General features: G+C 47.1%; 18 protein-coding genes. 14 read left to right on the top strand and 4 right to left on the bottom strand.

Annotated elements, in window-relative coordinates:
- Positions 1–98 precede the first annotated feature (98 nt).
- From ACXAJH_RS03655 to ACXAJH_RS03615, 9 genes are all read left to right on the top strand, one after another.
- On the top strand, positions 99–836 hold the full coding sequence (locus tag ACXAJH_RS03655; RefSeq protein WP_474968725.1) for a pseudouridine synthase: 738 nt from the start codon (positions 99–101) through the stop codon (positions 834–836).
- Positions 837–889: 53 nt separating this feature from the next.
- Positions 890–1,441: a thiol-disulfide oxidoreductase ResA gene (gene resA / locus ACXAJH_RS03650; protein WP_474968724.1), complete on the top strand. Its 552-nt coding sequence runs from the start codon at positions 890–892 to the stop codon at positions 1,439–1,441.
- A gap of 29 nt (positions 1,442–1,470) precedes the next feature.
- Positions 1,471–3,105 carry a cytochrome c biogenesis protein ResB gene (gene resB / locus ACXAJH_RS03645; protein WP_474993114.1) on the top strand — a complete coding sequence of 545 codons (1,635 nt, stop codon included), beginning with the start codon at positions 1,471–1,473 and terminating at the stop codon, positions 3,103–3,105.
- A 16-nt stretch (positions 3,106–3,121) separates the two neighbouring features.
- A complete protein-coding gene (ccsB, locus tag ACXAJH_RS03640) occupies positions 3,122–4,309 on the top strand; it encodes a c-type cytochrome biogenesis protein CcsB (RefSeq protein ID WP_474968721.1) in 1,188 nt (395 codons plus the stop codon).
- A 79-nt stretch (positions 4,310–4,388) separates the two neighbouring features.
- Entirely contained in the window at positions 4,389–5,105 is a 717-nt protein-coding gene (locus ACXAJH_RS03635; protein ID WP_474968720.1) for a response regulator transcription factor, read from the top strand.
- On the top strand, positions 5,105–6,871 hold the full coding sequence (locus tag ACXAJH_RS03630) for an ATP-binding protein (protein ID WP_474968719.1): 1,767 nt from the start codon (positions 5,105–5,107) through the stop codon (positions 6,869–6,871). The genes ACXAJH_RS03635 and ACXAJH_RS03630 overlap by 1 nt, the downstream gene beginning before the upstream one ends.
- Positions 6,872–7,019: 148 nt before the next feature.
- On the top strand, positions 7,020–7,562 hold the full coding sequence (gene sigX, locus ACXAJH_RS03625; protein ID WP_474993112.1) for an RNA polymerase sigma factor SigX: 543 nt from the start codon (positions 7,020–7,022) through the stop codon (positions 7,560–7,562).
- Entirely contained in the window at positions 7,549–8,649 is a 1,101-nt protein-coding gene (locus ACXAJH_RS03620; RefSeq protein ID WP_474968717.1) for a hypothetical protein, read from the top strand. Before sigX ends, ACXAJH_RS03620 begins: the two co-directional genes overlap by 14 nt.
- Before the next feature lie 94 nt (positions 8,650–8,743).
- The gene (locus ACXAJH_RS03615; protein ID WP_474971365.1) at positions 8,744–9,196 is read left to right on the top strand and encodes a helix-turn-helix transcriptional regulator; all 453 of its coding nucleotides are present in this window, start codon (positions 8,744–8,746) and stop codon (positions 9,194–9,196) included.
- A 33-nt stretch (positions 9,197–9,229) separates the two neighbouring features.
- Here the strand turns inward: ACXAJH_RS03615 and ACXAJH_RS03610 are convergent, their stop codons facing one another.
- A complete protein-coding gene (locus ACXAJH_RS03610) occupies positions 9,230–9,478 on the bottom strand; it encodes a ferredoxin (protein ID WP_027954456.1) in 249 nt (82 codons plus the stop codon).
- A 175-nt stretch (positions 9,479–9,653) separates the two neighbouring features.
- Here ACXAJH_RS03610 and ACXAJH_RS03605 point away from each other — a divergent pair, with 175 nt between their 5' ends.
- From ACXAJH_RS03605 to ACXAJH_RS03590, 4 genes are read left to right on the top strand one after another with little or no spacing between them, the layout of a single operon-like run.
- A complete protein-coding gene (locus ACXAJH_RS03605; protein WP_474971366.1) occupies positions 9,654–10,706 on the top strand; it encodes a YpbB family protein in 1,053 nt (350 codons plus the stop codon).
- Positions 10,703–12,217 (top strand): RecQ family ATP-dependent DNA helicase, encoded by a 1,515-nt coding sequence (locus ACXAJH_RS03600; protein ID WP_474993110.1) that lies wholly within the window; start codon positions 10,703–10,705, stop codon positions 12,215–12,217. Before ACXAJH_RS03605 ends, ACXAJH_RS03600 begins: the two co-directional genes overlap by 4 nt.
- On the top strand, positions 12,210–12,812 hold the full coding sequence (locus ACXAJH_RS03595) for a lysostaphin resistance A-like protein (RefSeq protein WP_474971367.1): 603 nt from the start codon (positions 12,210–12,212) through the stop codon (positions 12,810–12,812). Before ACXAJH_RS03600 ends, ACXAJH_RS03595 begins: the two co-directional genes overlap by 8 nt.
- On the top strand, positions 12,796–13,080 hold the full coding sequence (locus ACXAJH_RS03590) for a hypothetical protein (RefSeq protein ID WP_474968712.1): 285 nt from the start codon (positions 12,796–12,798) through the stop codon (positions 13,078–13,080). Before ACXAJH_RS03595 ends, ACXAJH_RS03590 begins: the two co-directional genes overlap by 17 nt.
- Positions 13,081–13,084: 4 nt before the next feature.
- Here ACXAJH_RS03590 and ACXAJH_RS03585 read toward each other — a convergent pair whose 3' ends face one another.
- The 3 genes from ACXAJH_RS03585 to ACXAJH_RS03575 are packed head-to-tail and all read right to left on the bottom strand — an operon-like array spanning position 13,085 to position 14,168.
- A complete protein-coding gene (locus ACXAJH_RS03585) occupies positions 13,085–13,654 on the bottom strand; it encodes a manganese catalase family protein (protein WP_027954451.1) in 570 nt (189 codons plus the stop codon).
- Between the two features lie 26 nt (positions 13,655–13,680).
- Complete coding sequence (locus tag ACXAJH_RS03580) at positions 13,681–13,950, bottom strand: spore coat protein CotJB (RefSeq protein WP_474968711.1); 270 nt, start codon at positions 13,948–13,950, stop codon at positions 13,681–13,683.
- Complete coding sequence (locus ACXAJH_RS03575) at positions 13,947–14,168, bottom strand: spore coat associated protein CotJA (protein WP_027954449.1); 222 nt, start codon at positions 14,166–14,168, stop codon at positions 13,947–13,949. The genes ACXAJH_RS03580 and ACXAJH_RS03575 overlap by 4 nt, the downstream gene beginning before the upstream one ends.
- Before the next feature lie 125 nt (positions 14,169–14,293).
- Between ACXAJH_RS03575 and ACXAJH_RS03570 the strand changes: the two genes are divergently transcribed.
- Positions 14,294–14,932, top strand: coding sequence for a CBS domain-containing protein (locus tag ACXAJH_RS03570; protein WP_474971369.1), 639 nt, complete (start codon positions 14,294–14,296; stop codon positions 14,930–14,932).
- The last annotated feature ends 40 nt before the right edge of the window (positions 14,933–14,972 follow it).

The raw sequence follows: 14,972 nt of genomic DNA, 5'->3' as shown, positions 1-14,972 counted from the left end.
TAGAATGTGTATAATGTAAATGGTATGTTCACTTGCTTAAGGAAAGCTGCAGGGGACATGAGAGATTTTAGAAACAGAAGAAAGTTGGTGACGGTCGTATGGCAGAGAAGGAACGACTACAAAAGGTGATCGCCCATGCCGGTGTTGCATCACGAAGAAAAGCAGAACAGATGATTTTGGATGGAAAAGTGAAAGTGAATGGTGAAATTATCACGGAACTTGGAACAAAGGTTGGAAAAAACGACGATGTTGAAGTAGAGGGTGTCCCGATCGATAAAGAGGAACCTGTCTATTTCATGCTCTATAAACCAAGAGGTGTGATTTCCAGTGTAAGCGATGACAAAGGCCGGAAAGTCGTAACAGACTTTCTTCCTGAAGTGAAAGAGAGGATTTTCCCGATCGGACGCCTGGATTATGATACATCCGGCTTGATCCTGCTCACTAATGACGGGGACTTCGCTAATATGCTTATGCATCCCAGCCATGAAGTCAACAAAGTATATATCGCAAAAACGAAAGGGATTCCGACACCGGAACAGTTGAAGCAGTTGAAAAAAGGGATCACGGTGGACGGGGAGTATTTAAAAGCTGTCCATGCAAAAATCAACTCTACGGATTCCAGAAAAAATACAGCAATCGTTCAGGTTATTCTGCATGAAGGGAAAAACCGTCAGGTGCGCCGTATGTTCGATACCCTCGGTTTCCCGGTAGATAAACTGAAACGTGAACGATACGGAACGCTGGACCTTAAAGGGCTGAATGCCGGAGATTATCGTCCTCTGAAGCCTTTTGAAGTGAAACAGCTGCGCCAGCTCGCTGAAGAAAATGTTGAATAACGTTCATATTTTGACTTTCCAATCGATGATATAATGATCTGGGAGTGACGGCTATGAAAGAGAAAACCATCCGGAAAAAGAAAAAAAGGCTGATCTTCCGGGCTGCCATGCTGACGGTTATGATTGGCCTTGTCGTTTTTGCTCTCGTGGCAAATGGAAAAGATGATCAGGTGGCTGTTGCCAAAGGGGAAGAGGCGCCTGATTTTCAATTGAAGAAATTCGGTACGGAAGAAACGGTTCAATTGAGTGATTTGGAAGGGCAGGGGGTCATGCTGAACTTCTGGGCCACCTATTGTGGTCCGTGCAAGGATGAGATGCCTTATATGGAAGAGTTATACGCCGAGTATAAGGAAAAAGGTGTGGAGATCCTTGCCGTCAACCTGGATTCAACAGAATTGGTTGTAGAAAACTTTGTGAATGAATATAACCTCTCCTTCCCGATTCTTCAGGATAAAAAAGGACAGGTGATGGATCTGTATAACATCGGTCCGATCCCTTCGACCTTATTCATCAATCCGGAAGGTGATATTGAAGAGCAGGTGATCGGCCCGCTGACATTGGAAAAACTGGAGGGGTACCTGCAGGAGATTTCACCAGAGGAATAGAGTCTACTTATATATTGTGAGGTTTTATTATGAATGAGATTACCTGTGAGTGTGGACACGTAAACCCCGAAGGTACCGTTTTATGTGAGTCCTGCGGAAAACCGATCGAGGGGAATCAGCATATTGACGGCAATGACCAGAAGGAATTGCTGAACATGCGCTATGATGGCAGTGCCCGCAGGTCCCAGACGTATAACCGGACGATGGTTGATAAAATATGGAATTTCTTTTCCTCTGTTAAAGTGGGCGTTTGGCTCATTTTTATTACTGTCATAACTTCAGCAGTAGGAACGATTTTTCCACAGGAAGTGTTTATACCTGGGAATGCTGATCCGGCCACCCACTACCGGGATCAATACGGAATCGCAGGTCAGATTTATTATCAGCTTGGTTTTCATGATTTATTCAGTTCCTGGTGGTATATGCTGCTGATTGCCATGATCGGTATTTCCATCGTTATTGCCAGCATCGACCGATTTTTTCCTCTATACAAAACCTTGAAAAACCAGAAGCCGAAACGGCATGAGTTGTTTATGAAAAAACAGCGGGTGTTCGGAACGACAGAAACTCAGAAAGTGGATGTGGAGCGTTTCAAAGCCAACCTGAAGAAACGGCGTTTTCGTGTGTTTGAACAGGATGGTCATCTGCTGGCGGAGAAAAACCGGTTTGCCCGGTGGGGACCGTATGTCAACCACATCGGCCTGATCATTTTTCTGATCGGGGCTCTTCTCCGATTCGTCCCGGCTTTTTATGTCGATGAATTCATCTGGGTCCGGGAAGGGGAAACCATTTTAATTTCCGGAACGGATGGGCAGTATTATATTGAAAATAAAGCTTTTACACTGGAAACGTATGACAAGGATAATCCTGATGATGCCCGGTTTAAAGAAGCGATTGAAAATCAGAATGGAGCCATTCCTAAAACCTTCCGGACGGATGCTGTGATCTATGAGCGCACCAATTCGGATGTCCCGGGAGCTGAACCGGAGCTGGAGCAGGTCAAAGAAGGGGCATCCACGATGAACAATCCTTTGAAATTCGGTGATTATGCCCTTTATCAAGCCAGTTATCAGCTGAATGAATTCAAGGAAATGTCCTTTAAGATTCATGACAAGGATGACGAATCGACCAACTATGGAGAATTCACCGTCGATCTGACAGATCCTCAATCTACATATGAACTGGACGGAGGCTACAGGGTGGAAATCGCCAACTATTTTCCTGATTATGAACTGGAAGATGGGGAACCGGTTTCCGTGTCGAAGTATCCAAGGAACCCGGCCTTTGTTTTTCAATTATTTCCTCCAGGGGAGTCTGAACCTGAAACCAGTTTTCTCGGTATAGGAGCCAATGTTGATGCTGGTGGTGAAAATGAGTACAAGCTCGGTCTGACTGAATTTGATGTCAGGGATGTGACCGGTCTGACCGTGAAAAAGGATGAAACGCTCTGGCTGATTGCTTTTGGAGGCGCTGTCTTTATGATCGGTGTTGCCCAGGGCATGTACTGGAACCACCGCAGAATCTGGCTTCAGCCTAGAAGTGATGGTGTCTGGATTGCAGGGCATACGAATAAAAACTGGTATGCATTAAGGATGGAGATTGATAAAGCGATTGAGGGAACAGGAATAGAAGCTCCCGTCGATCAGCACGAAATGAAATCATAGAGTCAGGAGGATGAACATGGGAGATTTAACGACCATAAGCAGTAACCTGCTTTATGCGGCATTTTTCATCTACTTGACGGCTACCTTCTTCTTCGGGGGAACAATAAGAGATAAGAAGAAAGGCAGCAGCAGAGTGGCTGGAAATATCGGTATTACGATTACCATCATAGGATTTCTTACGCAGCTTGGATATTTCTTTACAAGGTGGGGAGCAAGTGGTCATGCCCCAGTCAGTAATTTGTTTGAATACACGACATTCTTTGGGATGATGCTCGTTTTTGCTTTTATTGTCCTTTACTTTATTTACCGTGTGGATCTGCTGGGTCTGTTTGCCCTGCCGATTGCTCTGCTTCTCATTGCATTTGCGAGCATGTTTCCGACAGAGATTTCACCTCTCGTCCCGTCCCTGCAGTCGCACTGGCTTTATATTCATGTAACCACAGCTTCTCTCGGTCAAGGAATCCTGTCCGTAAGCTTTGTCGCCGGTTTAATCTTTCTTATCCGGCAGGTGGATCAGACGAAACGATCCAAGCATACGATGTGGCTTGAGTTTGTCATCTATATCATTGCCGCTACAGTTGCGTTTATCGTACTTTCCTCAACCTTCAGTGCTCTTAATTACCAGGCGGATTTTGAAGCACCAGTCGAAGGACAGCCGATGACCATCACCTATGAGATGCCCGCCATTGCAGGCCCTGCTGGAGGGGAATTACTGACTGAAGATGCGGTATCTCCTTTGTTTGATGCTCCTGAATGGATGCGTGGCGAAGATGCAGCGAAGAAATTCAATACATTCCTCTGGGCTGTCGCTGGCGGACTTGTTCTTTACTGGGGCTTACGCCTCGTTTTCCGCAGACGTATTGCGGCGGTCATTCAGCCGCTGTTGAAAAAGGTTAATCCTGAGCTTGTTGATGAAGTGTCTTACCGGGCGGTAGCCATCGGGTTTCCGGTCTTTACGCTCGGGGCACTGATCTTCGCTATGATTTGGGCCCAGCAGGCATGGGACAGGTTCTGGGGCTGGGACCCGAAAGAGGTCTGGGCTTTGATCACCTTCTTCTTTTATGCCGCTTATCTGCACCTCCGCCTTTCCCGCGGATGGCAGGGGATGAAGTCTGCCTGGCTGGCTGTTGGTGGTTTCGGTATCATTATGTTTAATTTGATCGCCGTTAACTTAATCATTTCAGGTTTGCATTCTTATGCATAAGATCAAGGGCAGACGGTTTTGAATCGTGCTGCCCTTGCTGTACATTCAATCGATTTAAATGGTAATGGAGGAAGATATTATGGAACGAGAAGCTAAAATACTGGTCGTGGACGATGAGGAACGTATCCGCCGGTTGATCCGTATGTATCTTGAAAGAGAAGATTACGTGATTGAGGAGGCAGAGGATGGCGAAGAAGCCTTCCAAAAAGCGGTCCAGGAAGATTATGATGTGATCTTGTTGGATTTGATGCTTCCGGGGAAAGACGGCATTGACGTCTGCCGTGAACTGCGTGAGAAGAAAGCGACACCGGTGATTATGCTGACGGCCAAAGGAGAAGAAGCGAATCGTGTCCAGGGCTTTGAAGCAGGGGCTGACGATTATATTGTGAAGCCTTTCAGTCCGAGGGAAGTGGTTCTGCGGGTGAAGGCCCTGCTGCGCAGGTCTTCCTCGACGAAGTTTTTGGAAACGGAAACCTCTGCCCGCAACGTCCTTGTTTTTCCTCATATGACGATTGATAATGATGCCCACCGTGTAACCGCTGATGGGAATGAAGTATCTTTGACACCGAAAGAGTATGAACTACTGCATTTTATGGCGCAGGCCCCGGATAAGGTTTTTGATAGGGAAAGGCTTTTGAAAGAGGTATGGCAGTACGAATTTTTCGGGGATTTGAGAACGGTCGATACCCATGTGAAACGACTGCGTGAAAAACTCAGTAAAGTGTCCGCAGAAGCTGCCGGAATGATTGTAACGGTATGGGGCATCGGCTATAAATTTGAGGTCTCCGGCGATTGATGTTCTGGCGTAGTGTCGTAGGTAAATTGTGGTTTACCATCCTCTTTCTCGTATGTTTTGTTCTGTTTATTTTAACCATCCTTTTATTGGAGTTTTTTCAGAATTACCACATTCTTGAGGCGGAACGGCATCTTCTCCAGACCGCTGATAAAATATCGGAAGTGGTGGAGAGGTATGAGTCGGATGAGGATCTTCTTTTGTCTACGACAGAACTCGTCAAAGATCCTGCGAGCCGGGCTGTCATTACGTGGGGCCCGGACCGTCAGATTGCGGCGGAAAGCTCCTCTGAGAATCTTCCTGTCATCAATTATGATTGGTTTAGAAGCGACCCTGATTTATCCACGGTTATGGAAGAAGGCATGGACGTGAAAAAGGTAGCTGATCTGAGTGCCGGAGAAACCGGCATTATGGTTGTAGGTACACCCCTCACCGAGGGTCAGGGGGCGGTGTTTGTCTATCAGTCGCTGGATACGATTGAAGAGACTTCTGAACAAACGACTAAAATCATCTTCCTTGGTGCAGGGATTGCCATTGTTTTAACTACCATCTTTGCTTTCTTCTTGTCGACGAGAATTACCTCGCCTTTGATAAAAATGAGGGAAAGCGCCCTTGAACTTGCTAAAGGCCGCTTCAATACGAAAATCCCGATCCGTACTCATGATGAAATCGGCGAGCTTGCTATGGCTTTTAATCGGATGGGTCGGGAGCTGAAATTTCATATTAATGCCCTGAATCATGAGAAAGAACAGCTGTCCGGGATTCTTCGGTCCATGGCGGATGGGGTTATTACCGTGAACCGTCAAGGGGATGTTCTTGTATCCAATCCGCCTGCTGAACAGTACTTGGAGGCATATGAGTTTGAAAATCAAGGGGCAGATGGACACGTAGATCTTCCTGAACCATTACAGGAACTGCTGCAGCGCGTCATTATCGAAGAACAGGAGCTGATGACAGAGGCAACTCTTCAGGGGCGTTCATGGGTGATTTTAATGACGCCTCTATACGATCGTCAGAAAATCCGTGGTGCGGTGGCTGTTCTAAGGGATATGACAGATGAGAGGCGTCTGGATAAACTAAGGAAAGATTTCATTGCCAATGTATCCCATGAGCTTCGCACGCCTATTTCGATGCTCCAGGGCTACAGTGAAGCTATTGTGGACGACATCGCGGAAAGCAAAGAGGAAAAGAATGAACTGGCTCAGATTATCCATGATGAATCGCTTCGGATCGGCAGGCTCGTCAATGAACTGCTCGATCTGGCCCGTATGGAGGCGGGGCATATCCAGTTGTCCATGGAGACGTTGGATATGGAATCCTACATGCATAAGATCATCAGGAAGTTCCAGGGGGTTGCGAATGAAAAGGGCGTGATCCTTCATTCAGCTATAGATCCTCAAGTGGAAACGGCCTCTTTTGATCCCGACCGGATCGAGCAGGTGTTTACCAACCTGATTGATAATGCCATCCGTCATACAGAAACAGGCGGCGAAGTCATGATTCGTGTGGAAGCCGGAACCGGGGCATGGGTGGGGGCGGTCAGTGACTCCGGCCTCGGCATTCCTGAAGAGGATCTGCCGTTTGTATTCGAGCGTTTTTATAAAGCAGATAAATCAAGAAAGCGTGAAAATAAGAATTACAAGAAAGGGACCGGCCTTGGTCTTGCCATCACGAAGAACATTGTAGAGGCTCATGAAGGTTCAATCAGTGTTCACAGCCGGCTGAAAGAAGGGACAACCTTCACCTTCAAGATCCCTTACCATCCGTAACGTAGAAGCTGCCTGCTGCAGGCTGCTTCTACGTTTTTTTTGGACGTTTGAAAGATCTGGTTTTCTTTTCTAAACGAAGACTTTAAGATGAAAGTGTAACGTTTGATACATAGGAGCGTCTAAATAAGTATCGCAGGAGGTACAGCCATTGAGAGCGTTCTTTGATGAACTTTATGATCATTACCACCAGGACCTGTTTCAGTTCATTTTTTATATGGTAAAAGACCGTAACCTGGCGGAGGATCTTGTCCAGGATGTTTACGTGAAAGTGTTGAAATCCTATCAATCTTTTCATGGGAAAAGCTCGGAAAAAACGTGGTTGTTTTCCATTGCTCGTCACGTAACCATCGATCACTTCCGCCGTCAGAAAAGGACGCGGGATCGTGTGGCTGAATTTTTTGACTGGGGCGATAAGGGCGCCCAGCTTCCTGACCGCGCTCCACTCCCTGAAGAAATCATTATCCAGAGTGAGGATGTGCGGCATGTCTACCTGGCGATGAACCATTGCTCTGTCGATCAGCGGACCGTTTTGATCCTCCGTTATATCCAGGGGCTTTCGATTAAGGAAACTTCCGAGGTTACGGGCTGGACAGAAAGTAAAGTGAAAACGACACAGCATCGAGCGCTGAAAACCGTGAAAGAATATACAGATTCAGTGAAAGGAGGGGGAGGAGAATATGAAAAAATCTAATAGACAGAACGTGGAAAAGCAGTTATCCAGGCTTCCTTCCATAAAAGATCATCAATCCAGAGATGTTCTCTACAAGGCAGTCAACCAAAAGTTACACCGGAAGGAAAAACGTATCCCTTCGTGGCTGGGGCCTGGATTTGCCGTCTGTGCCGTGCTCGTACTGCTCGCCGTCTTTATCCCTGTCTTTATGGCACAGAATCAACAATTGAATACCCAGCCTTCCACACAGACCAGTGATGAAGCTTCCCCGTCTCTGGAGAGCCCTGAAAAAGAAAGTTCTGCAGGATCCGCTGCGAAGGAAGAGGGGGAGTCTTCTGAGGCGCCCGATGGATCGTTCTCTATCAAGGAGGATGAGTGGTTTACATTCGCTTATCCGGGAAGGAATGCGGAAGTTGTTATTCCGGTTTCCACTCACGATGCTCTTCCTTATACAAAGGAAAAAGCGGAGGAGAAAGGGCTGTCAGACAGGCTTCTACAGAACGTCGAGATTGATATTGATGAAGAGACGAAAAAGGCGGAGGTTACTTTTCCGGATGAATTTGAGCCGGCAGGAACTGCGTATGTGCAAATGCTCATGGAAAGTATCCGCTGGGAGCTGGAAGGAAAAGGAGTGCGAACCATTGCGTTGAATCGTCCTTCCTATGATTCGGTCCCGATGGGGAATTACGGGGAACTGAACAGCCTGGACCCGATTTCGGAAGGGGAGTATATGTTTAAGCTGTACCAGTATAACGCCCAGTCCTCCTCTTATCTGGCTCCGGTTCCTACGGAAGGGAAACCATCGCTGGAAGACGTGTTGAACTTGATGAAGGAGAAAGGTGGAGGAACGTATATCAGACCCTCTGTACCAGACCATGTGGAATTTGCCGTCGATAAGGTTGAAGAAGGGCATGTACAGCTGGACATTACTCATCAGGAGTGGAAGAGCGAACAGGAACTCATTCTGATGATTGAGGCTGTTTCAGCTACGGCCCGCCATTTCGGGATGTCCCGGGTCACCTTTGGTGGAATGGGAGTGGAGGAAGTAGGAGGGTATGATTTAACAAAACCTGTCGATCTGCCCGGTCCCTTTAATGTAGAATCATGATCCTTACCAAACTCCCCATGTTCAGGGGAGTTTTTTTGGGACGTTCCGGCTGATGCATGTTAAAATAGAACCGTCTGAAAAAGGAGACATGCAGATGGATCAAATGGAGATACAGCAATTAATTTCTCGAAAAATGAAGCTTATCCGGGTGGAATATGGATACACACAGAACCGTATGGCTGAAATCATTGGTCTGTCCAAAAAGACCCTTGTTCAAATAGAAAAGCAGCGAACGACGGCTGGGTGGACGACGGTCACAGCGGTCTGTGCGCTCTTCAGAGAAAGTGAGATCATCAGGAGAGTCTTGGGCGATGCGCCTCTGGAAATATTGGAAACGGCTGCCCATCTTCATATAAACGCCGGGGAGGAAGTCCCATCCACCCTGCCGGTGACGTGGACGGTCATCACTGAAAAAAGCAGTTTTAAGCTCGAACGAAATGAAAGGAGCGGACATTTCCGCATCAGTAGAGCGGGAACGAGGCTTTTTTCAACATGGAATCGTGTGGAGGCAGAACTCCATTTGGAGAAGATAGCACGTGACATATAAGAAAGGCCCCTTTTTAAAAGGGGCCGGTGTATATTATTCGAATTTCAACGGATCTCCATGAAAAGGAGCTTCCGCAATTTTAATAGAATCGGTTGGACAGCCGTCAAAGGCATCTTCCATATCTTCCTCATATAAATCGGGTACAGCTTCCGTCCCCTCATTATCATCCATCACTGCAAAGGCAAGTCCTTCGTCATCATAATCATAGATGTCCGGAGCAGCAGCCCCGCAGGCCCCGCAGGCAATACAGGTTTCTTTATCGACCATCGTGTATTTCGCCAAAGGGTTTTCCCCTCCTTTTTCTAACCATTCTATATTGACAGGCATTGTCTATGAAAGTGGTCCACGTCCTATTGTAAATCTCCCCCCTGTATTTTTCAAATGGTTGACTAGGAGCTGTTTTTCAGGGCGTGTTGTACGAACGATGAAAAAATCAAACGAGAAAGGTGGTGGGTGGATGTTTGAATCTATTGTTCTTCACTGCATCCAGCGGTTTAAAGGGGAACGGACGGTATCTGGTATTTTTAATATGCTGACAGGGAAAAGATCCTCCCAGACCATGCAGGATGCCAAAGCATATCAGCTTGATCATCTGTTCGGTATTTTTCCAGAGCTGGACCGCAGACGACTGGATACCGTGATCGACCAGATGTCTCATCGTGGAGAAATCGTTCTGAATGAGCAGAGTTTCCCGCACATAACAGAAAACAGCCGGCAGCCGTCTCCGCACACGTTCCCGTATTTTCAGGGGATGACCTGGCATGAAGTGGTCCCGGCCTTCATTTCCCGTTTAAACCTTCTCGTACAGGCGTCTTCGAATAAAGAAGCGGGGATTCAGTCCTATGTAGCCATTGTTGACAATCCAGAAGCCCAGCTATGGGTGAAAAAGGTGTTCGCCACTTTCCAGAATAAGCTGGCCCGCCTCAACCAATCCTTGTATGAAGAACTGGAAAGGCTTCTTTCTGGTCATGATCCAATCCAGGCGGAGCTGTTTACTCACCGCCTTACGGGTGGAGGGTGGATAGGTCTGACTATGGATCAGCTTAAAGAAAAATTCAGGATGTCCAAGGAGGATGTCCTGCTGGGGCTGAGACATACGTACTATTATCTATTTCAGCAGGCAAAAATGGACCAGGATGCCTATCCTGTCCTCCATTTATGCACCCGCGGTCTTCAAGCCTCCCATCTCGTTACAGCGTCCGCGGGGAAAACCTATCAGCTTATAGCCCAGGGGCTTTCCCTTGAAGAGATTGTGACTATCCGGCGTTTGAAGAAAAGCACGATACAGGATCATATTGTGGAAGCCGCCCTTGTAACTCCTGACTTTGACGTCTCTCCCTTTTTGACGGCGGACCAGGTCGTGGAGATCAATCAAAAAGCGGTTGATTTGAATACCCAGCGGCTGAAGCACATTCATCAGGATCTTGGAGGCGTCTATGATTACTTTGAAATCCGCCTGGCTCTGGCTCATGGGCGGAGCACGCACATAGAAAGGAAGCCATTATCTTGAGTACACAGCTAGCAGCAGCATTAAAAAAATATTTCGGCTTTGACCAGTTCCGGGAAGGGCAGGAAGATGTCATCCGGGATGTGATGGACGGAAACGATGTTCTGGGGATTCTTCCAACAGGCACGGGTAAATCCTTATGCTATCAACTGCCCGCACGGCTTCTCCAAGGAACAACCATCATTGTCTCCCCGCTTATATCCTTGATGGTCGATCAGGTGAAGCAGTTGAAGGCAGCCGGATATAAATCGGTTACAGCATTGAACAGCTTTATGGACATTAAGGAAAAAAAACAAGTGATTCAGAACCTTGATCAGTATGATCTTGTCTATATTTCACCGGAAATGCTTCAAAATGAACGGCTCCAGGAGGACTTTAAACGAATGACCGTTCCACTTTTTGTCATTGACGAAGCTCACTGCATCTCCCAGTGGGGGCACGAATTCCGTACAGATTATCTGAAACTGCACCGGATCATTGATTCGATAGGGAGCCCTCCTGTACTTGCTCTGAGCGCCACTGCTACACCTGAAGTCCAGGGGGATATCATGGAGAAACTAAACCGTCCGGGGATGGTCCGCCATATCTATCCTATGGATAAACAGAACATCAGCCTGTCAGTGGAGGAAGTCCAAAGCCCCGACGAGAAAACAGAAAGAATCGTAAACATCCTCTCCCATATACACGCACCGACGATGATCTATTTCTCCAGCCGCCAGTGGGCTGAGAAGGTAAGCTTTGTGCTGAGAGAGAAGCTCAGCCACCGGACCGCCTTCTATCACGGAGGCATGGAACAGACGGACCGTATGCTCGTTCAACAGCAGTTTATGAATGGGCAGCTGGATGTGATCTGCTGTACAAGTGCCTTTGGTATGGGCGTGGATAAAAAAGACATCCGTCTGGTTATTCATTTTCACCTCCCGGCCCAGACCGAGTCGTTTATTCAGGAAATCGGTCGTGCGGGAAGGGACGGAAAACCTTCTGCCAGTCTCGTTTTGTTTACAAAAAAAGATCACTACCTTCCTCAAATGCTTATCCAGAGTGAGCTGCCTGAGCGGGAGCAGCTGGATCTGGTCCTTGGTTATTTGAAACGTCAGGAAGGACGCGGACTTTTGGAGGACGCATCGATCATGGAGCAGCTTCAACTTTCTGAATCGCAGTGGAATTTCATCAAATACCAGGCAGAAGAGCGGGGCGTGCTGGATCATGGAAAGGTTCAGCCGTTTCCGATGGATTTCGAGAGCCGGCTGCATGCGCTGCTGCGGGAACGGTGGACCTATAAACAGGGGAAACTTACGGAAATGCTGACATGGATCCATCATACAGGATGCCGCAGGGAAGCGTTATACCAATCTTTTCAGGACCATATCCGGCCGCCTTATGTTCCATGCTGTGATGCCTGTGGTTTTTCTGTAAATCATCTGACCTTTCATGAATCATTGGAAACTCCGGCAGCAGAATCTTGGAGAGAGCGCCTGCAGATGATTTTTCATCAGGGGCCGCCCCATGCGTGAGGCCCAGCAGGAAATGATCCAGGAAATGTCAGACAAACAAATCACCTTTCACCTCCTTTTGACGCAGATGATCATTATGTCTGCCGCTGTCGTAGCAAGTGCCTTTCTTTTTGATTCGTTTCTTGCGGAATGGCAGGAGCAATTTCACATAAACTGGAGGCACTGGTGGCTTTACGGTGTCATTCCAGGACTTATTATCCTTCTCATTGATTTGTTTCTCCTGTATGTTTTACCTGTGAGGGCTTATGATGATGGAGGAGTCAATAAAAGGGTTTTTGCGAGCCGGTCTTTTCCTGGAATTATCTTCATCACTCTGCTCGTTGCCGTAAGCGAGGAAATGCTGTTCAGGGGCGTCCTCCATCATGAGTTCGGTTATATAACGGCAAGTGTACTGTTTGCCATTCTGCATATCCGTTACTTAACACGGGTGGTGCTGCTGCTATCGGTTTTATTTGTCAGTTTCTTTATCGGGTACATGTATGAAGTAACAGGAAGTCTCCCTGTTACCATTACAGCTCATTTCATCATTGATGTTGTTCTCGGTGTCTGGATCAGACTCGGGAAATGGGGGGAGAAGCATGCATCAGACGGATAAACGCGAAATCCATGAAGAAAAGGAACAGGAAGACCTCGACGTGCTGGGGCTGCCGCCGCGGCAGGAGGTCCATACGAGCAGAACGGGAAGAGTCAGGTGGAAAGTCAGCACCGCCTGGATCAGTTTTTGGTTTATCGTATTCATAGTTCTCATCTGCTTTATCTTCTCTTATCCTTTATGGGGCGAATGGCTCAAGGGGATATCTTTTCAGCCGCTGAATCTGAATGAAAAAGCGCCCTACCATGAAGAAATCACGGTGGAGCGCTGAACGGTCAAAAGAATTGTTTCCGGTCCTTTTCGAATTTTAAAATCTCCACAGCTTCACGGAAGCGCTGGGAGTGGATGACTTCCCGCTCCCTGAGAAATTTGAGGCTGTCATTGAGGCACGGATCATCGGACATATTAATGATCCATTGATAAGTGGCCCGTGCTTTTTCCTCGGCAGCTATATCCTCATACAAATCAGCAATGGGATCTCCTTTGGCTGCTATATATGTAGCTGTCCAAGGACTACCTGCTGCGTTTTGATAATACAAAGCGTGATCGTGGTTGGCGTAATGCGCACCAAGCCCTGCCTCTTTCATTTGTTCAGGTGTAGCATCCTTCGTTAATTTATAAATCATGGTTGCAATCATTTCAAGATGGGCGAATTCTTCTGTTCCTATATCTGTTAATAAACCGATGACTTTATCAGGGATGGTATATCTCTGATTCAAATAACGGAGGGCGGCCGACAGTTCCCCGTCCGCTCCGCCGTATTGTTCGATAAGATATTTGGCCAGTCTGGGGTTGCATTCCGTTACTTTAACCGGATACTGCAGTTTCTTTTCATAAAACCACATATTCTACCTCCTTAAAGTTCAAAGATTTACACCTGCCATGGCCAAGGGGCATCGGACCAGTTCCATGGATACCCGGAAAAACTGCCTCCATACTGCCGGAGGGGGCCGTATTTCTGTTCAAAGACGGTTTTCAAATCCCGGCTTTCCACTGCAAGCTGATTAAACTGCTGAACCGCCTGCGTATCTTCGGGATGTGTGTCCAAATAAAGCGTTAAATCAACCAGAGCGAAATCGACCATTTGAATTTTTTCCATCAAGGAATAGCGCTCCTGATCGTGGGATTGACCCTGCTTCATCCTTTACCTCCTTTAGGTACGGGCGTCGGGTAGGGGTCATAAAGACAGGGCCATAAGGTTCCTTTGTACAAAGCTTCCTGCAGAGGATACTGCTGCAGGTTCATTGGCTGGAATCCGAGGTATAAATTAGGTGGTGTCTGGTAACACTTGGTCCTGATGGGTGGACACGGATCAAAAGGCCCGTAATAAGGGTGGTAGCACTTCACTGGTGTATACATATTTCAACACTCCCTTTGTCTCCAAAAATATATGTGTCCAAATGTTGTCCTATTCTGATTAAGGCAGGAGAACCGCCGGCTTCAGGCGAATAAGGTACTGACCATAAAAGAAAGAGGTGACAGGTATGTTTGTAAAAGGGATCATGAAACCAGTTCATCAGTCATTTACAGCAGATGTAAACACCAGTTTGAAAGACGTGCTGGAATTGTTGGAGCAGAAAGACATCGAAGCTGTGCCTGTACTGGAGGGGAACCTTTTCAAAGGTATGATTTCGAAGGAAATGATTTATGAATCCTGCTATAAAAAGGACGGTCGGCAAGACACGGGGACTTTCCTGCAAGAAACCCCTGCTGGGGAAGCGGCCGGATATGAAGATTTCTGTATTACCAATGAAGAAGTGTTTGAACGCACACTACCTATGTTCAAGGGCTTTGCTGTACTCGCGGTGGTGGATGACCATCGTGTTTTTCAAGGGCTTGTGACACGGTATGATGTGATTGAACAATTTGAGAGTGCCTTTGGTGTAAAGAAACAAGGCATTCGGATCGCCTTTACGTCAGAAGAGTCTGAGGGCCGGATTGAACGGCTGGGGGACATCATCAAAAACTATCACGAAAACGTGATTTCTCTTGCTACCTTTGACGAGACAGATAAGCTGGCAAGGAGAATCGTTTTGAAAATCGAGGAAAATGATAATATAGAAGCCTTTACGAAAAAACTTGAAAAGTCAGGTTTTCGAATCTTAAGCGTCAAACATGTATAACCACTGCCGCTGTGCCTATCCGGGCATAGCGGTGTTTTTT

This window comes from Halobacillus sp. ABD4_316 (genome assembly GCF_056161385.1).
This window is presented reverse-complemented; position numbering and strand designations above follow the sequence as displayed.